This window comes from Acetobacter indonesiensis, assembly GCF_000963945.1.
In the GTDB taxonomy this organism is placed as follows: domain Bacteria; phylum Pseudomonadota; class Alphaproteobacteria; order Acetobacterales; family Acetobacteraceae; genus Acetobacter; species Acetobacter indonesiensis.
In genome coordinates this window covers 1-21,067 of the sequence record NZ_BAMW01000019.1, presented here as the reverse complement: position 1 = coordinate 21,067, position 21,067 = coordinate 1, and the positions used below count along the sequence as shown (strand labels likewise).

Below are 21,067 nucleotides of genomic sequence, written 5' to 3'. Positions count from 1 at the left end.
ATCGCTCACACTGGCCGCAGAAACCGTGCCGCCAGAATACACGTCAACCTCACCGCCAGACACGCTCGCCCCTGACAGCGTGCCGGAAACAGACACAACACCACCGCTGGTGACAGTAATAGCAGACGAACTGACACCGGCAGAAATCTCAAGGGTTTCTCCGTTGCTTACAACAGAGCTGGACTGAGTGGTGGTATCTGCGTCCGTCTGTGTGGAACCTGAATTAACGTTATCCATGCTCTTTTCTTTCGATACCAGGTGCGAGCCATGAGAGGCGCAAGGAGAAAAAGGGGCGAAGTGTGTTCGGTGTATTCAGAGGAGTGGTTTACACGGGAGACATATAAAATTCTGCGTTTTCGTATTTTTGAAACTTTGCATTTTTCATTAGATTTATTGAAATTTTTTCATGAAAAGGAACGATTTTCTTTTCATGAAACTGAAAAAAGACGCCACTACCAACAAAGGAAAATCTTGTAACCATTAAAAACTCTTTATGTTATGAGAGCAGATGACGTCGTCAGAAGCACTTAAACCGTCACCATCCCACAAAAGGCATATTTTCTGCGGGAACTTCTAAAAGGATTTGAGGCTGAATGGTGTGACGTTTCCATGACGTCTTTATGAAACAAAGATAGCGCTGAAAGCCTGAAAGAGGTGTTTTCATGCTCCAGATAAAATAAAGCAATCGGCACAGAAAACGTGCCGATTGCCAAAACAAATCTAAAATAAAGGATGCTGCCTTTAATATTTTTTAAGCTACACCCGAAAAACTTCTTTAATTGCTGATGGTATCGGTCAGCACGCTACCCGTTGCAGGGTCAAGCAGAAGCTGGCCAGACCGTTGATGGGTAAAGTCGAACAGATCTTCAATGCTGCCAGACGTTTCATCAAAAGACCCACCGCCCAGGCGCGCACCATTCAGCCAGTTATCTTCAATAAAGCGTACCACTGAAGATTCTGTTGAAAGTGTATGGCTTACAGAGTTTACCTTGGCATACGGAGAAATGACGATGAAGGGCAGACGTGTGCCCGGACCGCAACGCCCGTTGACCGGCTGACCGCTGACACCCAGAGGCTGGCTACCTGTTGTGCCGCACACACCGCTGCCGTTAACCTGATCTGCAGTGGCGTCAAAAGAGCCGTGCTGAGGGGCTACATATTGATGGTCATACCAACCGTCAGAGTCATCATAAGCGATAATGACAGCCGTGCTGCTCCATTCTGGTTGCTGCTGAATGAAGTTTACCAGCTTTACAACACCAGCCTGTTCGTCCAGCGGGTCAGAATATCCGGCGTGGCCGTCCTGATAAGCCGGCATTTTAATATAAGATACTGCCGGGAAATTACCGGACTTCAGTGCGGTATAAAAGTCGTTCAGATCATACTGATGGTTGGCAGGTTCAACTGTAGAAGAATTTGCAACCGTGCTGTAGCCAACAGCCGCCATAGACGACGGACGGGTATGTTCCGGGTTGGAAGTCGTTGCAAAATACTGGAACCAGTTATGGTGCGGAATGTAATCCGTCACATCTTCAGACACGACATCTGAATAGGTGCGACGCTGACAACCTGTCGTGCCATCGCTGTTGGCTGTCGTCAGGTCAAACCCGCCCATGAAGCCACCCCAAGGGATGTTTTTCGTGTTGAGCAGATCACCAATATTCTTCGCGTTCAGCAATACCGCGTTTGATTTAGAGGAGCAGACGTCATACGCCGGGTCCACGTCATTAATCATCGTGTAGCCGCCCTGACCATCCGCAATGATGGAAGAAGACGTTTTGGAACCGACAATAGACTGCACACCGTTTGTCTGGCCGCTGACTACTTCCAGTGCGCCGGGTGTAGATGGACCATATGTGTCCGTGTAGTTATTATCGCTCATGGCAAAATGCTGGGCATAATTCCAGTATGCGGTGACAGTATTCCCGTCATAATAACCCAGAACCTGACCGGCAGTACCAAAAGCGCCAACACCACCAGATGTGCCACGCCCCGTATATTTGGGGAACAGATCCATTGCGCCGTTATCGGTTGCGCGCTGTTCTGGTGTGTAGGCGTGGTTCTGATCAGCCGTAGCAGCCTGCGTCCGGTCAAGACGGAAAGGAAGAGCAGCAGCACTGCCATTTGCGCTGCTGCTGTTGGGGTTTTGCTCCAACAGATTGGCGTTCAGCAGGTTATTGACCTGCGGTGTGCCAGCGGCTGCCGTAAAGCTTGGTTCTCCGCTCGGGTTTGTGGCCTTGGGATAGGTCGCAAAATAATGATCGAACGAAATATTTTCCTGATAAATAACCACCAGATGCTTGATGGGCGTTTTCGTAGCGAAGCTCGATGCTGGCAAATGCACGGACCGGGATGCACGGAGACCGGCAGCATCGCTCATTACGGGCAGGGAGATAGACAGCGAGAGAAGAGCCGACAATGCGACTTTCATAGGCCTGGCGAACACGGTTAGGTCACCTTTCGTATTTGACCGCTTGCACCAAAGGCACGCTGCATCATGAAAATACCGGCACCCAACGGAAGAGCCGGCTTGAACACTGACACCTGCGCGCCCCTTTAGCAGAGCACATAATTGCTAAACCACCTGCTCAATAGCCTTTGTTTTCAAGTTGATGTGTGACTGTTTCATGAAGAACTTATGACAACGGAACAATTCCTCCGCAAAGATAAGAACCATTCTTAAAATTAACCACCAGTATCGAAAGTATGAGAAAAACTTCGGCTCATAGCCCTGATGATGTTATTAAATTTTATTATATATTAAATAGGTTTAATTATTTATATACCATGTTCTTGCTGGTGCAACTTATTCACCATTTCCTGCCGCAGAAGGACTATCTACTCCAGAAGAGTCCACATGGTGTTGGAAGTCAGGCCGTTGAATAACCTGCTGCCCTGCACGCTCCATCGTCACCGCCTCACGGGTAACAGCCGTGACCGTCCAACCGCCCACTATGTCCCCTTTCCGCACTAAACGTCCTGCCGGAATACCTGGTACACGAAACAAAGCGCCATCCGCCCCATTATAATGAACAATACCAGTCAAAACGGGCAGCAACTCTGGCTGACTAGTCGAAATATCAGGACGCCGGTCTGGCGCAAACAACGGGCGGGCCAGAACTGTTTTTACAGTATCGTCTGACTTCACGTCCCCGACCGCATGGGAAGAAGAGGGCTGCACGGGAGAGCCGACAGCGGGAAAAACCAGAAAAACTCCCATCGCCACCATAATTGATGCCATGTAATTAAGGCCCATCAGCGGCTCCATCTGCTCTCAACGGTTTGATTATGATCTCTGTCCATGGTGCACCATGGACAGGAATGACACGCACCCCAAACAGGAGAGGTGCATTTCCACTCCATGTCGTATGCCATTCTGCCGGAGACCCGCCCCAGTATCGCACATGCAAGGCGGATATTGATTTCGCAAGAACTTCCTCGGTTGGCTTCCCCTCCGAAGCGCAGCCTGGGCGACTATAGCGCTGCCAACGCAGAATAAGCTGCTTCTTACGGTCAACACCCAAACCAATATTGACTTCATGCTCTTTACCATCAGCCAGTCGAATGAGTGTCGCCAGGGCTAACCGATCTTCAGCGCCTGTTACGCCTCCTGCATCTGAGGTTACAGAGCCTAGCAGCTTACGAAGAGAAGCATCGGTTTCAGAGCGATCCGTAAGTCTGTCCTGTTCAGCATGTTGCCTTGCCCAGCCACGTAACCCGAATGTAACGCCCCCCGACAACATCAGGAATAAAAGCCCAAGAAGCACCGTGACCACCAACATTTCCAGAAGAGTGAACCCGGCTTGTGCTCTGTTGTTTTTGCGGAAATTGGGGCGTTGCATTATTTGATTTTTCATGGGGCAACAGGCGGACCAAACCGCCGTCCGGTAAGATGAACGCGGGCACCGCTTCCCCAAAGCACTTCAACATCAACCGCATAAAACGCCAAAGGCAGCCCGTTTGAGGGAAGTTTAGCAATCTGACGGGTTTCCATTATCCAGCGATACCCGTCCTGATCTGTCCCCTCCTGTCGCCCGATGACGGGGCGCTCAAGCACCAGTGCGCCATCCAGTCGGGAGCGGGCACGCGACAGTCCTTCTTCGCGCGAACCTGACCGGGCAGTACCGTCCAGAGCTCCCCCAAGAATCACCGCCAGCACAGCCAGACCTGCTCCAGCTATGGCGATGGCCACAATAACCTCCAGCAGGGTAAACCCTCTTTCCACAATGCGATAATGTTTACGCATCACGGGTCATGATCCTCCCTGTCAGAGGACTTATGGACACGTTGAAAGTACGCGCGCCCACATGCAGAACCCACGAGACTGCAGAGCCGAGACCATTGGGCTGAAAAACGATAGGCACGGGAGCCACAAGCACAGCTTCTTTTGGCAAAGAAACCTGCCTGACAATTATTTTTCCTGATAGCTCCAGAAGTTGAGCGTGGGCCATATCAGGCCGAACAGTGATTGAGACCCCTTTTGTCATGGCGTCCAGACGGGCATTACGCAGAGTAGACAACACACGCTCGCGTGCCTGAAGAAAAGACGCGAGTGTACTGTGAACTGGCCCGCGCTCCAGCATTAAGGAAAGAAAAAGTCCGGCAAGCGCCAGAACAATTATCATCTCCAACAATGTAAAACCCTGCTCTCTTTTAATGCGCAAGGTCATTCAGCCCCAGCATGGCTAACAACAGAGCAGAAACAATGCCAGCCACCACTGCGCCCATAACAACAGTAATCGTGGGCACAAGCAGGGCGACCAGACGTTGTAACCCGACCCGCACAGCCTCTTCATGCAGTTCAGCCGCACGCAGACACAAAGGGCCAAGCTGTGCCGTTTCTTCCCCCAAACGCATCAGATGAATAGCCCGAGGAGGAAACAGACCGGACGTTTCAAGCGGGCGGGACAGGCCGCCCCCTTCTCGCGCCACGGCAGCAGCTTCCGCCACAGCCTGCGCCCCGGCCCGGTTGCCAATAACGTCCTCACTTATTTTTAAGGCACCAAGCAAAGAGACGCCATTTTGCAGAAGCGTGCCAAGTGTGCGTGTTAACCGTGCTGCCATAACATCCCGCGCAAGCGATCCCGTCACCGGAAGGCGAAGCAGGGTCTGATCAAACCTGAGACGGAACGCAGGCTGTGCCAGCAGAGCACGCAGCACAAAGACGGCCGCCACACTCCCAAGAAGCAGGACAAGCCCCCAGTGAGTCAGAAAATCCCCGGCGGCAATCACAAGCCGCGTTAGAAGGGGAAGCTGAGCCCCTGCTTCTGCAAACAACGGGACGAACTGAGGGAGAACGCCCGTCAGCAACAGAACGACTGAGCCAATGGAGGCCACCACCAGAATGGCCGGATAAATCAGGGAAGACTGAATTGAGGTTGTAAGCTTGCGTTCCCGCTCCATTAACGTTGCCAGACGGTCGAGTGCCTCGCCTAACGCACCACCAGCCTCACCCGCTTTAACCAGATTGATATAGAGCGGTGTGAAGCAATCGGCCCGAGTAGACAGAGCAGAAGCAAAAGACCCGCCGTTCCGCATGGCGTCGCGTAATTCTACCAGCACCTTGCAGGCGCGGCTGCCTGCCCTGCCCGTTTCAGGCAGCGTCTCAATCAGAAAGCGCAATGCTCGGTCCAGATCCAATCCTGCACCCAGCATCAAAGCCAGTTCACGTGTTATATCTGTAACCTGTGTTCGCTTCAGGCCCGCGTGCTGTAGAGAAAATGAGACGTGCAAACCACCCAGAGCACTGCGTTCAGACTGAGGCATAACGCGGACAGGTGTCAGACCATTGCGCCGTAATCCCGCAACTACATGGGCCTCATCCGGCCCCTGCGCCTGGCCGCGCTGTATCTGCCCGTCTGCGGTCAGCGCACTATAATGCCATGTGAGACTCACCCGTCGGATGCTCCGTGAATAAAAGCCGCTTCCGACGAATTCTCGTTTTCGGCGCGGATAATCCTCATGACCTCTTCAACCGTCGTTTCTCCCTCGCAGGCGGCATCTATCCCGGCCTGAAAAAGAGTTTTCATTCCCTCCTGCGCGGCCTGACGCTCAATGGCCGTATGGTCCGCTCGTGCAAGTATCAACCGAACAATCGCCGGAGACGGAACAAGGTATTCCGCAATCGCCACGCGTCCCCGATATCCTGTGTGCCGACATTCTGGACACCCTACCGCTTGCCAAAGCGATCCCGCTTGATCGGGAGGAATACCGAGACGTTGGGCAATACTTGTATCCAGTTGCATCGGTGCCCGGCAGCTATGGCACAGCCGCCGTACCAAACGCTGGGCCAGAACACCACGCAGAACGGCTGTTTGCAGATAATCCTCCAACCCCATATCCCGCAGGCGGGTAATGGCCGCGGCGGCTGAGTTGGTGTGTAATGTAGAAAGCACAAGATGACCGGTTAACGCAGCCTGCGCCGCTATCTGAGCCGTTTCCAAATCACGGATTTCCCCTACCATGATCACATCGGGGTCTTGCCGTAGAATAGCGCGCAAAAGTGTCGCAAAGGTCAGACCAATTTGCGGGCGGATCTGAATCTGATTGATACCAGCAAGCTGATATTCAATCGGGTCTTCAATTGTCACCACCTTTCGTTCGGTCACATTGAGTTGGGCCAGGCCTGTATAAAGCGTGGTGGTTTTACCGCTGCCCGTTGGGCCGGTAACCAGCACAATGCCGTTCGGCTCCTCCAACGCTGCGCGAAATTGCGCTGTAACCGCAGGGGAAAGCCCCAGACGGCCATACTCAAACTTTACAGAACCCCGATCCAACACACGCATCACCACAGATTCCCCATGCAGCGCAGGGATGGTGGAGACACGAAAATCGACGGAACGTCCCCGCACAGCTAGTTTGATACGGCCATCCTGCGGTAGGCGGCGTTCAGCGATATCCAGACGCGCCATAATTTTTATGCGTGAGATAACGGCAGCAATCAGCCGTGCTGGCTGACTGTCCATTTCATGCAAGACACCGTCATATCTGAACCGCAGTCCCAACCGGTCTTCAAATGGTTCAAAATGAATATCAGAGGCATGCGTCTCGACAGCCCGAAAGATAATCTGATTCACCAACCGGATAACCGGCGCCTCACTCGCCAGATCCTTAAGACGGTCTGCGTCTTCTTCTAATGGGTCCCCCTCCGTGCCGCCCTGTTCGGTGTCCGTCGTATCTGCCTCCACGGTTTCCGGGTAAAGACGGCTCAAAGCTGCCTCGATATCAACCGGCAAAGCCGCTAGCGGGCGTACTGGCAGAGCGACAGCTAACGAGACTGCCTGCACAACAAATTCGTCCAACGGGTCAGTCATGGCCAGCGGCAATACGCCGTCTTCACACGGTAAAGGCACTGCAGAAGACTGCCGGAGAAACGGGGCTGCAAGATTATCCGGCAGGACGGGGTCTTCCAGCGTAGCCAGTGCAGCCGCAGACACAACCGGCCGACCTGTCAGCATAGCATAGGCAGCAGCCAGTGCAGCTTCACTCACCAAACCGAGTTGAAGAAGAATGGTTGCCAGCGCCTGTCTGTTTTCAGTAGCAACGCGCCTTGCCCGCTCCAGAACAGCTGCATCACATGTGCCTGCCTGTAACAAAGCGTCTGCCAACCGGCGTTCTGCCTGCGCGCGCGTTTCTGGAGCCGGAAGAATGGAAAAGCTCATACTGTGCAGACTTTTTTCTGATCTCTATACAGATACGATGCTTGCAGGCTGACAAATCCTACGGCACAACACACCCTATGCGCTTCCTTCTTCTGGTCATCGCACCGTTTATTGGCAGCTTTCTGGGTGTGCTTATTCGTCGGCTGCCTCGTGGTGAAACGGTTGGTATGGATCGCTCGCACTGCGAAACATGCCACCAGACCCTTGGCCCGGCCGAGCTTATTCCTTTGCTCAGCTACATTTTTCAGCGCGGGCGCTGTCGCTCCTGCGGGGCACGTGTTGACCCATTTCATCCTGCCATTGAACTCGCTGCGACGGTCATAGCCGCGCTGGCTCTTGCTGTGGCCTCTCCGAACAGTCCGTTTATAGGGGGGACTGTCCTTCTGGGGTGGGCACTGCTGACACTAAGCTGGATTGATCTTGAAACATTCTTACTACCAGACGCCCTAACGCTGCCCCTGTTGCTTTGCGGCCTTATTGAAGGGTGTATGATCCCCGATGGACCATCGCTCGAAAGCCGTGTGGCCGGCGCGCTGGCGGGCTGGATGCTACTCACCATGGTGTCCGCCGTATATAAAGCAGTGCGAGGACGACCCGGATTGGGTGGAGGAGATGCAAAGCTTCTTGCCGCAGGCGGAGCATGGGTCGGAGTTGAGGCACTCCCCATAGTTCTGCTCGGAGCATCCGTCTGCGGTTTCATCCTTGCCCTCATTCTGGCGGCGCGGGGCCGACACCTTCACGCCCGAATGATGCTGCCATTCGGCCCGTGTCTGGCTCTGTCACTCTGGATAACGCGCCTGATGCAGCACGCTTGGGGCTGGTTATAAGAGAACCGCTTCCGGGCGAACAGATCAGCATACGGCCTGCGTAGTACGTTTCATCAAACTGTCACAACTTCCTTCTCGCCATCAGGAAGAAGGCGGTGGTAAGCACCCTCACGGTTTTCCTGTTGCTGCGCGCAAGGCATGAGCACGCCATGAGCCTTCTGTTGTCTCTTTTTTCTCACCCGGCAGGCATAACCATGTCTGACAAGCGTAGCGCGTGACAGATATTCGTCTTCCAACAGGTCTGACCGGGCAGGTTCTTGCCTGTAGCGTGACTATCGCTGGTCTTGGCTGTTTTACCCTTACAGGCCTTTCACTGCTTTCGCTTTATCAAAGCCGTGCGACAGCGCTTGAAGAAAAGCGTACGCTTCTTAACCATACAGAACAATTGATACGCCAGATTCCTGACCTCAAGCGGCGCTATCAGGAACACCAGACCTCGGCTGCCAGCACGCGTTTTCTACTGGCAGGCCAAAGTGATTCTGAAACTGCCGCCAACCTTGTCCAGACCGTTCAAATGCTGGCTACCCGTCACCAGATTGAAATCTCCAGTCAGGAAACCGTACCACCGCACGCTATGGGACATTTCCGCGCCATAGGCATCCGCATTGCCTTGACCAGCAACTGGGATGCATTTGTGGCGCTGCTTGATGATCTTGACCACGCAGAGCCTCGCCTGCTGATTAAAGATCTGGAAATCCAGCACGCACGCACCGTTACCGACGCCACGCGCGGACACAGCAGCGCCATAGACGCAACTCTTTCCATTACGGGATTTAGAGCCGACCTCGGCCCGCCCGCTCAAACCGCTCCGACACCCTGAGGATCATGCCGCATTTTCTCCGTCGCTTCAGCGCCGCCTCCCTCCTGATCTCTATCGCTGGCTGCGCCCAGAAAGCCCCGGAACTGGCCCCCTTACCGGTGCCAGAGCATGACATCCGCGCAACAGTGCGGGAGGATGGAGCAGTTGCTCCACTGCCGGCAAACGGGCAGATTTTCGCGCGTATGGGCAGCGGCTCGCGCGGCAGCCTATCCACGATTAATGCAAGCGGAGGCGGAGATATTTCCCTTAATTTTGCAGGCACGGATATTCATGCCGTAACCGAACAAATTCTGGGAGGCATCTTGCACGTCAATTACGTGATTGACCCCTCCGTGCAAGGGACCGCAACACTGCACACGGCGCAGCCTTTGCGGCGTGATCAGCTTCTTCCTACTCTACGAGTGCTACTGGCCGGGGCTAACGCTACGCTGGTAACACAAAGCGGGCTTTACCGGGTTGTTTCCCTTTCTTCCGGTGGGGGAGGCCCCGGTTCGGGCGCGGGTTCAGCCATGAGTACAACGGCCATTCCCCTGCGTTATACAAACGCCGCCAGTATCGCAAAACTTATCCAGCCCGTTGTGCAGGGCGGTGGCCATGTTGCCGCAGACCCGGACAGCAATACTATCATTCTGTCGGGTGACCCGGCAACGCGGGAAACCCTGACTGAACTGATCCACACCTTTGATACCGATACATTGGCAGGACAATCCTACCTGCTGCTGCCCGCCACGACAGGCACAGTCAGTGAACTCAGTCAGGCACTGAAAAATGCCTTAGGTGTGCGCCGCACCAGCAGTGATGCCACCGGGAGCGAGGCTATCCGCCTGTTCCCCATGCCAAGCATTGATTCAATTCTGGTCACAGCCCGTCAGCCCCGCCTGATTGAAGACGCCCGCCGGGCTTTTTCTGTCATTGAAGCCGGTCGAAAACAGACCGTGCGGAACTGGAGCGCATTTTATCTTCAGAATGGCCGCGCAAATGACGTTGCTTATGTGCTCCAGCAAGCCTTCACCCCCGACCACGTAACCGCAACCCCGACACCTACGCCCAAACAACAGACAGGCATGACTTCCAGCAGTAATAACAGTTCGTCTGGTTTTGGCAGTATGTCGAGCTCTTCCAGTCTGGGATCAGGACAGTCAGGCTCCCTGACATCAGGCAACAGTTCTGGGGATTCCAGCTCCAATGCTTTTGGGAGCAACCTGAACAGCACTGGTGGGCAAAGCCAGAACAGCAACCAGAGCGATGGAATAAGCAATAATCCGCTGCTGGGTGGTTTAGGCAATATGAGCGAAAACAGTGAAAATAGCTCTCACATTCGCATTATTCCGGACCTGCAAAACAACTCGCTGTTAGTGTATGGCACACGGGCTGAAACCGAAACCATTACGGCTATGCTACATAAAATCGATATTATGCCGCTTCAGGTTATGGTGGATGCAACCGTTGCTGAAGTGACCCTGAATGACTCACTACAGTATGGAACACAGTTTTTCTTCAAGTCTGGTGGTATCAATGGCATTCTAAGCAACGCGACACAAAGCCTCGGCTCTGCCAATCTGGTTTCCTCCCAGCTTTCATCCAGTTTCCCAGGCTTCGTACTGGGTGGCAGCGGACAGGGTGGTGCACCGTTTGTCATCAACGCCCTGCAAAGCGTTACCAAAGTACGCGTTCTGTCTTCTCCGCAGATTATGGTGGTAGATAACCAACCTGCTTCTCTGATGGTGGGTAATCTGGTGCCCTATCTGACGGGAGCAACGACAAGCGTTGTGACCTCCAACTCCACTATTACCAATTCCATCAACTATCAGCCGACCGGCGTTATCCTTCAGGTAACCCCGCATGTAAGCAACACCGGACTGGTCACGCTTGATATTTCCCAGCAGGTCAGTTCCGTTTCATCTTCTACCACAAGCACAGGGTCTTCCAGTATCAACAGCCCCACATTCTCCCAAAGACAAGTGAGCTCCCGCGTAGCAATCGAGGATGGACAGACGGTGGGGCTTGCTGGTCTGATTACTGACAACGCATCACGCGGCAATCAGGGGCTTCCGTGGCTGAAAGATATTCCCATCCTGGGAATGCTCGGCAGCCAACAGACCAACCTGCGCGAACGTACGGAACTGTTGGTACTCATTACACCGCACGTCATCCGCAGTCAGAACGATGCCCGCGCCATGACGGAAGACCTCCGCCGCAACCTTTCCCAATCAGCTGCACTGGCACCAGAACTGGCACGCACCCCTCAGACAGGCTCCGCTGATCCGCAACAACGGATATGGAAAGCTGTTGGCCTACATGACTAAGTCTGCCTGAATCACCTGCGGCATGCGCAGCCCCCCCCAGCATGGTCCGCGTAATGAACAGGGGTTTGCCTTGCTGCTTGTGCTGTGGACGTTGGTTACACTCAGTCTGATTGGAACTGCGCTTCTAGTTGGCAGCAAAGCAACGACTGAACAGGATACGGCGGAAACACTTCTTGCCACAGCACAGGCGCAAGCCGATGCTGCTATCCAGACTGCCCTGTATCATCTGCTCGCAGAAGGCAGCGCGCATTGGGCTGCCGATGGTGTTTTTCATACCATTACAGAATCAGACCTAAGCGCTTCTGTACGCATACAAATAGAAACAGCAAAAATTAATCCTAATATTGCGCCGCCTGGCCTGCTGAACGCCGTGTTTCAGACAGCCGGATTGCAAACGGCAGCAGCGCAAACACTGGCCCGCATGGTCGTGCTGTGGCGTACGCCCCCCTCCCTCACGCAACAGGCAAGCCGACAGGCTACCACCAGTCTGCTTGCTACATTGGGGGCATGCAGGCCACCGGGACATCCGATACGAACGTTGGATGAAATGTCTGAAATACCCGGCATGACACAGCCCCTTTTGCATACACTGTCTTCACATCTCTCTTTTACGCAAAAAGACCTTCCGTCTCCCCAGTCGCGCGATCCATTTCTGCGTGCTGTTTTTGACCATATGCAGCCACAACATGCAGGGTTTTTGCTCATTCAAGGAGGAAGCATTCCTCCCCCTGCTGTGGAAGATACAACGACAAACTGGACAGATCGGACTTTGATTGTCACAGCCCGCGTCACACGAAGTGGCGGATATAACCTGAGCCGCCAAGCTGTTGTGGCCCCGCAACTGGGCCACAGTATCCCTTTTGCGTTTCTCTCGCTTGAAACAATTCGTCTGGATCAGATGTAATTAGCCCAGAGAGAGAGCAACACTGACATCGGGAATAAAGACAGTTTGATGAACTCTTCTGTTTCGTACCCGCTGCTGGTTGAAACCTCACGGAGCGGGCATTAGAGCTTGTCGATACGTCACTGTCTGGCGGGAAACATTGACATAGCGGTGCTAAGCACCTTCTGCCTGTAAGCCGCATTCAATGATGGCGTGTGGGAATGATAATAGCCTATGGCCTGCATAAGATCACCATGAGCCTCATTGATATACGTACGCAGAATAAGCGCGGACGCTGCAACATTAAAGCAGGAATCAGAAACCAGCCGAGCAGCAGTCTGCACCGCTGGCAAATGACTGACCTGCGCCAAAGGTTGCACCCAACGTGTGTTTATCTGCATCAAGCCCAAATCAGAACTACCGTCCGTGTTCCGACGCACCATGCCTGCAACGCCGCCTTCCACTTTCTGGATTACAGGAAGAACGCGGACTGGAATATCGTATCGAATTGCACTGGCAACCATGCAGGCAAGAAGTGGGATAGGCATCGTATTCCTGATCAGAACGGGCTGTTTTTTGCTCATCCCTTTTATCAATTCCGGGCGGCGCATTATAATGCGCCGGTCCTTCGCACAAGTCCTGTGAGGATTTTATGACAAACCCCCGCTCTCTTTCTTCTGTCGAGAACGATCCACAATCCGGCTTCACTTTGCTGGAAATTTTGGTCGTGCTGGCCATTCTGGCGTTGCTGATCGGCCTTGTCGCCCCTGCTGCGCTGCGTCAGCTTGGTGGTGCGCGTGTTTCCGTAGCCAAACAATCTATCTCTCGCCTTGGCTCTGTGCTTGATCTTTATAAACTTGACGTCGGCACCTATCCGACAACGGAAGAAGGTCTTGCAGCACTCATCCATAAACCGGCAGATGCACAAAACTGGAATGGCCCGTATCTGAAAGATGTGAACGAGCCAAAAGACCCGTGGAACCATCCCTATACTTATCAAGCGCCTTCATCGCGTGATGGGCATGATTATGATCTCTGCTCAGCCGGGGCACGCGGAACTGGCACGACCAGCCCCGGTCAGTCTGGCGCAATCTGCAATCCGTGAAGAGAATTACGCCCGATAAACGTTCGGGCGTGATTTGCCTTCAAGGATTTTTCTGAGGCGACATAGACGCATCAGTTGGCCCAGCATCACCCGTCCAGCCATCTGTCAGTGTTTTCAGAAAGGCAATAATGGCATTGCGTTCCGCTTTATTCAAAGCAGGTGAATCTCCGGGTTTCCGGTCAAAAGGTGCATCTGTTTTATCAATATTATTCTGATACGCGGCAGGAATATCATTATAGGCCTGCACTTTGCCATCTGCACCTTTCGGATAAAACCGTTCAGGCTCAATATCCCGCAAAACATAAAAATCCATTACATCTTCAAGGCTATGAAAAATGCCATTGTGAAAAAATGTTTGGCGCGTGGCTACGTTACGTAAGGTTGGCGTGGCAAACATTCCACAATAAGGAGCCAACTCCTTGCGCCCTTCCGGCTTCTGATCACATACACCCAGATCATAATAAGACGCATCATGTGTATGCGTAAGCGCTGGGTTCCGGGGGGCCGCAAGGGCTTCATATTGATGATCTGTAAAAAGCGGCAGCAAGCCGTCTCCACGCACTGTATCGACGTGGCAGGCTGCGCAGTTTCCCTTTTTCGGGTCGTTGAACAACAGATACCCTTGGCGCTCAATAGGTGAAAAACGGGCTTTTCCCTGTAGCCATGCGTCAAACTTGCTTGAATATGAATGAAATTTCTGGTCTTCAATCTGATAACGGGCCAGAGCGAACAGACCTTCTGACAGCAGAAAATCTGACGACTTCCGGCCACGAACACCGGCAAGATCACGTAACGGAGCCGCATAATCGGCCGTTTGTAGCCGGGCCGTCACTTTTTCTGGCACCCCGGCCATTTCATCCGGATCAAACATCGGGCCACTGGCCTGCTGATGCAGGGTATCAGCCCGACCATCCAGAAACAGACCGCCTTGAGGCACCAGATTAGTGGCCGAACTCGCTGTGTTGGACGCACTTTTGGCAGCGTGCGCCCCGCCGGTAACCGGCACGGCAATGGTCGGGGCAACATCGTCTGCTACTGCATCATCCGGGCCAATACTGAATGGTGGCTGACGCTCCAAATACGTCAGGCTTGGAATTTCACGCCGCCCCTCCCGGTCTCCTGTAACACCGCCCATGAAAACAGGTGTATTCCCTGCTGGCCCGTAATGTAGGCTGGGCACATGGCAAGACGCGCACGAAAGTTTTCCGGAGCCGGATAAAGCCGGATCAAAAAACATGGCCTTACCGACGGTTGCCATGGTGGACAAAGGCTGTTGCGTGTGCAGATGCAGCTTATGCGGACATGGGTTGCTTCCATCCGCAGCGGGATTACAGGCGTTGGCATTTGCTACCTGCGCATTTGCAGATCCGGTTAGCCCGAAAGCGAGCAACGCGGCACATCCTGTCGCCAGAAAGGTTGATTGAAACAGCTTAAAAGAGCGCACGAATGAGAACCTTCTCCTGGAGCGTTCGGACCCGGCCTTACGAGAGTCGGGGCTGCTTACCATCAACCTCTTCTCATAATTATGATTGTTTGATGAAAAACTGATTAGATAGACTGTTATGAAAATCTGTCTTAAAACTGTCACACGTTATAGCCTGCCCTGCGAGCAATCACATGCTAAAATCTTTGCTACGTTTTGCAGGACAGCAGGACAATTACGAACACGTTATTCAGTCATGTCAGTGAGACAATCTTGAGCACCCTCTCCCGTAGTGTTTTTATGAGCTGGTGGCTTGAGCAAAATACGCAAGTTCTGCGAAAAGCGGCTTACCGTTATCTTCCAGCCCGCTTATGGGCGATTTTTCGTAATCTTCAAAGTCGCTATGCTCTTCCGACTGTGGTTATAGTCAGGGACACACAAAGTCTAAACTTACTCCCCTTATCTTCCGATGATCACCCTCAATCCGTTCCTGCCACCGTAGAGGGCATGGCGCATCTGGCCAACCTCTGCGCTATCCGTCGCCCTTTATTCGCAGGTTGGCGTCATACCAAAAAAAAATCTCTTTTTATTCGCGTTATTGAACCTGATTTGCCCATTTTGCAGCGCATGGTCAGGCTACCAACCACAGCCGCAGCAGAAGCTGCCTCGCTTGTCAGCTATCAGATGGATCGGATTGTCCCTTTTCCACCTGAAGATATTTTATGGGGCCTTACCCCGCTTCCCTCAAACCAACAGACCGACGCTGAGTTTCTGCTGAGCGTGACGCCAAGCCCCCCTCTGGCTCCCTGGTTAGATGCTTTCCATGCGGCTGGATTAATCCCTGTCAGCTTTGCAAACCAGGCCGATAGTTCCGCAGCCTGCTTACCACTCGCAACTCATGGTGAGCACAGGCAAAATTCAGCCAGAACTCTGGCGATCATCTTCCTTTTTCTTGGGCTTTTGTTGAGTGCACCGTTTATCTGGCAATCCATAAAAAGCCATCAAATTACAGGCCAGCTTGAAGACCTTCAGCCTTCTCGTGTGGTTGCCGAGACACTTCGCAGCCGTATTGATGCGCTAACCAGCAGCAGTAACTTTCTGAACCGAGAAGTTCAACGTGTCGGGTCGCCGTTGACGCTCCTCGCCAACCTGACACATGCACTGTCGGATACGACTTTTTTGGAATCTCTTTCTCTTAAAGACGGTCAGGTCATGCTGGAAGGTCAGTCAAAAGAGGCCGCCCGCCTGATCGGTCAGCTTGAACACGATAAAGCAATCAATGATCCGAAATTTGTCGGTCCCCTTTTACGTCTTCCCGATGGAAGAGGAGAAAGCTTTACGCTCCACGGCATATATTCAAACCAAGCGTCAATAGACACCCCTAAATAAACTCGGCAGTTAGCCTCTTTGCAAACAGATCCACTATAAACTCACCCCATTCAGTATTTTTATGCGCGGCATGTACGCCGTCAGCCGCGCTATCTATTCTGACACATCTCTGCTAGATTATCGTGAATGAGCTAAACGCATCGTTGCGAAAGCCAACCATGCTGCAACTAAAAGGACGACTGCGCTCGCGGCAAAAGTCGCTTGATACCCAATCCCGTCAAACAATATCCCCCCGCAGGTCGCCCCCAATGTGATCGCAAACTGGACGACGGCAACCATGAGACCGCCTCCAGCCTCCGCATCACGGGGCAGCGTCCGCGCTAGCCAACTCCACCATCCTACGGGAGCAGATGTTGCAAACAGGCCCCATATGGTCAGTATTACGGCAGAAACGATAATCCATTTTCCCAGCACAAGAAGGCCGAAAGCCAGAAGTGCCATCAGAAGGGGAATACTAATCAGAACAGGATAGACACTCTTCTTCAGCGCAGAGCCAATCAGCACCGTGCCAACAAAACCGGAAATACCCATCAATAACAGGATCAAGGACAATGTGCGCACATCAACATGAGCGACATCTTCAAGAAAAGGCCTAACATAAGTAAAGAGCGTGAACTGCCCCATGAAAAAGAGGCTGACCGCAATCATCCCCACTCTCACAATTGGCCGAGTCAGCAGTGCAAATACACTGGCAGACTGTCGATTACGTTCACTAGGCATTGAGGGAAGACTGATGAGCTGCCAGACGAACACAATGACAGCCACCGGCACCACGCAGAAAAACGCGCCTCGCCAACCAATCAAACCGCCAAGAAAGCTGCCCGCAGGGGCGGCTATAACCGTGGCAAGTGCGTTGCCACCATTCAGAATAGCAAGCGCGCGTGGAACATGGTGGTCTTCGACAAGGCGCATTGCCGTTGCAGCGGACATTGACCAAAAACCGCCGATTACAACACCAATCATCGCCCGGCCGAGCATGAAGATAATGTAAGTAGGTGCCAGAGAAACAACTGTTCCTGAAATAATCATCATTCCAATAAGGGATAACAGGAGTGTTTTGCGATTTATCCCCTTGGTGAGTGACGAAATAAAGAGGCTCGTCAAAACCGCAAATGCCCCGGAAACCGAGATAGCCTGCCCTGCCTGCCCTTCGCTGATGTGAAGATTGGCAGCAATGGGTGTCAGAAGACTCACCGGCATAAATTCGGACGCAACAAGAGCAAAAGCCCCCAGAGACATGGCGAGCACCGCGCCCCAAGATCCTTCCTGCTTATCAAAAGTTTTATTCGGTTCAGAAACTGATTGAGAGATAGTATCCATCATGCCTCGATATTAAGATTACCCATGATCGTTAGGTATTTTTGAAACCATGCGTAAAATCTGTAGGCAGAATGACGCTGTAATGCTGTTTTGCGACGCTTATCGACCTTGCGCATGGTGTCAGAGAAGATTCATGACAGGACATAGGGAAGAAAAAACATCCAGACTAGCCCCTATAAAACGAGCATGATCATGAATAATTTTCATGAATGATATATTTCATAATGATCTTGCTTACTGCATGTTCGAGAAGCCATTTTTATTTAATAGGTTTAATTATAATGATTTTTCATATCGTCATAAAAAAAGCCATGCCTAAAAAAGACATGGCTCGTTACAATAACGCCTTACAAAGTAAGCAAATTAGAGCTGCTGTTTTGTGGGACGGAATAGGATTTCATTAATATCCACATCTTCAGGCTGGCTAATCGCAAAAGCGACACACCGCGCGAAGGAATCAGCACTGATGGCTATGCCGGGAACAAAACTCTGAAGTTGCTCTGCTGTTGCTTCATCATGCACACCATTGAGTAGTTCTGACTGAACTGCCCCCGGTGAGATAATCGTGGTTCGCAGGTTATAAGGCTTTACTTCGGCCCTTAACCCCTCAGACAACGCACGAACGGCAAATTTTGTAGCGGAATAAACGGCACTATTTTGGAAAACATGATGACCCGCGACAGAAGATACATTGATAATCTGACCGCTCTTCTGGGCTTTCATGTGAGGGAGAGCGGCTGCAATGCCATACAGAACGCCTTTGATATTGACGTCAACCATCAGATCCCACTCATCAACACGAAGGTTCTCAAGGGGTGAGAGAGGCATCACACCCGCATTATTGAGTAATACATCAATCCGACCATAGGTCTTGACCGCAGTATCAATAAGGTTCTGAACTGATGCACGGTCTGTAACATCCGTTTCAACCGCCAAAGCCTTACTGCCCTCGGACGTAATCTTTTCAGCAAGTGCTTTGATCCGGTCTTCACGTCGTGCCCCCAGAACGACAGTCGCACCCAGTGCTGCCAGATGCCGCGCTGCTTCCGCCCCCAGACCACTGCTGGCACCCGTAATAACAACGATTTTGTTCGCAACATTATTCGTCATGTGTATTCTCCGTATTCTTAACGGTCGATTTTTTTAAACTTGAGGACAAAGTTATCCCCCTCACCAATCGCAGCATATTTGGCGCGATCCTTGTCCCCCAAGGCGAAGGTTGGAGGCAGTGTCCATACACCCTTCGGCCAGTTAGCCGTATCACGCGGATTGGCGTTGATTTCTGATGAACCAACCAGTTTAAAGCCGGCTTTTTCAATCAGCGAGACTGCATAAGACTGACGAACGTATCCATCCTCGGCCCGCGGATCCTGCGGAGCGGTTGTCTGACCGCGATGGTCTTCGACACCAAATATACCGCCAGATTTCAGAACCCGATGGATAGCGGCAAGCATTTCCGGTGCGTTTCCAGCTTCCATCCAGTTATGAAGATTGCGGAACGTCAGAACAAAATCAGCGCTGTCAGGAGGGGCAAAATTGAGGTGCTGTCCATCAAACTTCGTTGTTCTGAACATCCCTTTAAGTTCGGGATGCGTATCAAGCATTTTGCCGAAAGCTGAACCGCTTTTATCTTCCAAACCAAAAGCTAAAGTATATGTCCCTTTTTCGTTCAAATATGGACCAAGTATCTGTGTCCAGTAGCCACCACCGGGCCAGATTTCGATAACATTTGCATCTGGACGCAAACCAAAAAACTGCAACTCTTCAAGAGGATGTCGGATCGGATCGCGAGCAACGAAACGGGCATCACGTGTCGAGGAATGAACTGCCTGATCCAGCGTTGGGGCAGCAAAAGCCGTTCCTGACATCATCACAGAAACTGCGCAGACAAGAGAACAAAGTGTTTTCATGACGTACCCTTACACTTTTGATCCAGTTCAGGATCCAGATTGGGCTATATAGAGCCTTACAGATTGCATGATTAGCCCCCTAATCATGCATACAATCTTCGATTTTACTCATGAATGCGAAAATTTTTCCGCTTCATGACGCATTTCATCAACAAATAGCGAAAAAGGCATCGTATTTTGATGATGATGAGGGAAACAGAGATGATATCCTGTCCAGTATGGACACCATTCCTCAAGAACTTTTACTAAGCGCCCGTCGGCAATATATTTCTCCGCAACGATTTCAGGCATATGCGCAAGTCCCAGTCCATCCAGACATGCATCGCGTGCGGAAAAAACACTGTTGAATATAAGAGGACCGTCAACACGAACTTTAAGATCACGGCCATTTTTTTCAAACTCCCACGCATAAATACCACCATAAGTTGGCAGGCGCATCGTGATGCATTGATGCTTGAGAAGATCATGCGGCGCTTTTGGTTTGGGATGTTTTCTGAAATAAGACTTTGTTCCTACCACGACAAACCGAATATCCGGTGTTAGCGGAACAGAGGTCATCTCTTTTGTAACCTGCTCTCCCAACCTGACACCAGCATCAAAACGCTCGGCTACAATATCTACAAGTTTCAGGTCGGCGTTAATTTCAATTTTCACGTCTGGGTATTTTTTGATAAACTTTTCAATTTTGGGGCGTAGAATATAGGCAATAACATCATCCGTCGCAGTGATGCGGATTGTACCGCTAGGCTCATCCCGCAACTGTCCTAACGAGGCTAATTGCGTCTCAATCTGATCAAAATGCGGACCGATATTGCGAATAAGATAGTAGCCGGCATTTGTCGGAGTTACGCTACGCGTCGTGCGTGTTAGCAAGCGAAGACCTAGACGCTCTTCCAATAGACGGACCGTATGGCTCAATGCCGACTGCGAAACACCCAGCTTTGCTGCGGCCCGGGTAAAGCTTTTCTCACGCGCCACAGCCAGAAACGCGATCAGGTCATTCAAATTCTCGCGAGACATATATGAGCCCTCTTCATCACCATGCGTCTATTATTTTAGGCAACGCTCCTTTCCTCGTCGAGAGAGAGACTTTGCATTAAAACTGGAACCTTCTAAGTGTTACGACACCGGACCACCTGACGTTTGCATTACTCTTTCTACAAAAGCGGCAAACTGGCGCGCTTTGGCGGTCATCATCCGGCCTGCGGGAAAAACTGCCCATAGATCAATCGAAGGCATTGGACTTGTAACGGTTTTGTGCTGGTTGATTGAGCGTTTACAGCATTCAACAGGAAGGGCATGGGACCATTGCATTGAAGCAGACAGAAGAGTTTTGCCGTGAGGCGGTCAGGATCGCACTTAGCAGCGTTTGTTCAGGACACGGGTTGCGGCGGATCTGGGGATTGGCAAATCAACGCTGAGC

Annotated in this window: 20 protein-coding genes; 6 read left to right on the top strand and 14 right to left on the bottom strand. The window is 52.0% G+C overall.

Going from position 1 to position 21,067, the window contains the following annotated elements; all coding sequences use genetic code 11:
• The 8 genes from Abin_RS06795 to Abin_RS06760 all read right to left on the bottom strand — a co-directional run.
• A partial coding sequence (locus Abin_RS06795; RefSeq protein WP_048845613.1) for a hypothetical protein occupies positions 1–237 on the bottom strand: 237 nt, incomplete at its 3' end.
• Between the two features lie 538 nt (positions 238–775).
• A complete protein-coding gene (locus Abin_RS06790; RefSeq protein ID WP_052948180.1) occupies positions 776–2,431 on the bottom strand; it encodes a phospholipase C in 1,656 nt (551 codons plus the stop codon).
• 375 nt (positions 2,432–2,806) lie between these two features.
• Positions 2,807–3,256, bottom strand: a complete 450-nt coding sequence (locus tag Abin_RS06785; protein WP_048845611.1) for a hypothetical protein — start codon at positions 3,254–3,256, stop codon at positions 2,807–2,809.
• The gene (locus Abin_RS06780; protein ID WP_158319894.1) at positions 3,246–3,842 is read right to left on the bottom strand and encodes a prepilin-type N-terminal cleavage/methylation domain-containing protein; all 597 of its coding nucleotides are present in this window, start codon (positions 3,840–3,842) and stop codon (positions 3,246–3,248) included. Before Abin_RS06780 ends, Abin_RS06785 begins: the two co-directional genes overlap by 11 nt.
• Before the next feature lie 11 nt (positions 3,843–3,853).
• Positions 3,854–4,246 (bottom strand): prepilin-type N-terminal cleavage/methylation domain-containing protein, encoded by a 393-nt coding sequence (locus Abin_RS06775; protein WP_048845609.1) that lies wholly within the window; start codon positions 4,244–4,246, stop codon positions 3,854–3,856.
• Positions 4,239–4,670, bottom strand: coding sequence for a pilus assembly FimT family protein (locus Abin_RS06770; RefSeq protein WP_084593513.1), 432 nt, complete (start codon positions 4,668–4,670; stop codon positions 4,239–4,241). The genes Abin_RS06775 and Abin_RS06770 overlap by 8 nt, the downstream gene beginning before the upstream one ends.
• Complete coding sequence (locus tag Abin_RS06765; protein ID WP_084593512.1) at positions 4,654–5,895, bottom strand: type II secretion system F family protein; 1,242 nt, start codon at positions 5,893–5,895, stop codon at positions 4,654–4,656. Before Abin_RS06765 ends, Abin_RS06770 begins: the two co-directional genes overlap by 17 nt.
• On the bottom strand, positions 5,892–7,661 hold the full coding sequence (locus Abin_RS06760) for a GspE/PulE family protein (protein ID WP_048845606.1): 1,770 nt from the start codon (positions 7,659–7,661) through the stop codon (positions 5,892–5,894). The genes Abin_RS06765 and Abin_RS06760 overlap by 4 nt, the downstream gene beginning before the upstream one ends.
• Before the next feature lie 41 nt (positions 7,662–7,702).
• Between Abin_RS06760 and Abin_RS06755 the strand changes: the two genes are divergently transcribed.
• The 4 genes from Abin_RS06755 to Abin_RS06740 all read left to right on the top strand — a co-directional run bounded on the left by Abin_RS06755 (position 7,703) and on the right by Abin_RS06740 (position 12,518).
• Positions 7,703–8,488, top strand: coding sequence for a prepilin peptidase (locus Abin_RS06755; protein WP_048845605.1), 786 nt, complete (start codon positions 7,703–7,705; stop codon positions 8,486–8,488).
• 214 nt (positions 8,489–8,702) lie between these two features.
• On the top strand, positions 8,703–9,308 hold the full coding sequence (gspM, locus tag Abin_RS06750; RefSeq protein WP_048845604.1) for a type II secretion system protein GspM: 606 nt from the start codon (positions 8,703–8,705) through the stop codon (positions 9,306–9,308).
• A 5-nt stretch (positions 9,309–9,313) separates the two neighbouring features.
• Positions 9,314–11,614: a type II secretion system secretin GspD gene (gspD, locus tag Abin_RS06745; protein WP_048845603.1), complete on the top strand. Its 2,301-nt coding sequence runs from the start codon at positions 9,314–9,316 to the stop codon at positions 11,612–11,614.
• Positions 11,615–11,636: 22 nt separating this feature from the next.
• The gene (locus tag Abin_RS06740) at positions 11,637–12,518 is read left to right on the top strand and encodes a type II secretion system protein GspK (protein ID WP_048845602.1); all 882 of its coding nucleotides are present in this window, start codon (positions 11,637–11,639) and stop codon (positions 12,516–12,518) included.
• A 119-nt stretch (positions 12,519–12,637) separates the two neighbouring features.
• On the opposite strand, the gene Abin_RS06735 is transcribed toward Abin_RS06740, so the two are convergent.
• Positions 12,638–13,081, bottom strand: a complete 444-nt coding sequence (locus tag Abin_RS06735; RefSeq protein WP_255319422.1) for a lytic transglycosylase domain-containing protein — start codon at positions 13,079–13,081, stop codon at positions 12,638–12,640.
• Between the two features lie 68 nt (positions 13,082–13,149).
• Here Abin_RS06735 and gspG point away from each other — a divergent pair, with 68 nt between their 5' ends.
• Entirely contained in the window at positions 13,150–13,602 is a 453-nt protein-coding gene (gene gspG / locus Abin_RS06730) for a type II secretion system major pseudopilin GspG (protein ID WP_048845601.1), read from the top strand.
• A gap of 40 nt (positions 13,603–13,642) precedes the next feature.
• Here the strand turns inward: gspG and Abin_RS06725 are convergent, their stop codons facing one another.
• Positions 13,643–15,046 (bottom strand): cytochrome-c peroxidase, encoded by a 1,404-nt coding sequence (locus tag Abin_RS06725; protein WP_255319421.1) that lies wholly within the window; start codon positions 15,044–15,046, stop codon positions 13,643–13,645.
• Positions 15,047–15,298: 252 nt separating this feature from the next.
• Between Abin_RS06725 and Abin_RS06720 the strand changes: the two genes are divergently transcribed.
• A complete protein-coding gene (locus Abin_RS06720; RefSeq protein WP_143217198.1) occupies positions 15,299–16,414 on the top strand; it encodes a PilN domain-containing protein in 1,116 nt (371 codons plus the stop codon).
• A 117-nt stretch (positions 16,415–16,531) separates the two neighbouring features.
• On the opposite strand, the gene Abin_RS06715 is transcribed toward Abin_RS06720, so the two are convergent.
• The 4 genes from Abin_RS06715 to Abin_RS06700 form a co-directional block, all read right to left on the bottom strand.
• Complete coding sequence (locus Abin_RS06715) at positions 16,532–17,653, bottom strand: MFS transporter (RefSeq protein WP_174766872.1); 1,122 nt, start codon at positions 17,651–17,653, stop codon at positions 16,532–16,534.
• A gap of 444 nt (positions 17,654–18,097) precedes the next feature.
• Positions 18,098–18,844 carry an SDR family oxidoreductase gene (locus tag Abin_RS06710; RefSeq protein ID WP_048845598.1) on the bottom strand — a complete coding sequence of 249 codons (747 nt, stop codon included), beginning with the start codon at positions 18,842–18,844 and terminating at the stop codon, positions 18,098–18,100.
• Between the two features lie 17 nt (positions 18,845–18,861).
• Entirely contained in the window at positions 18,862–19,644 is a 783-nt protein-coding gene (locus Abin_RS06705; RefSeq protein ID WP_048845597.1) for a class I SAM-dependent methyltransferase, read from the bottom strand.
• A 108-nt stretch (positions 19,645–19,752) separates the two neighbouring features.
• Positions 19,753–20,664 (bottom strand): LysR family transcriptional regulator, encoded by a 912-nt coding sequence (locus tag Abin_RS06700; RefSeq protein ID WP_048845596.1) that lies wholly within the window; start codon positions 20,662–20,664, stop codon positions 19,753–19,755.
• Positions 20,665–21,067: the final 403 nt, after the last annotated feature.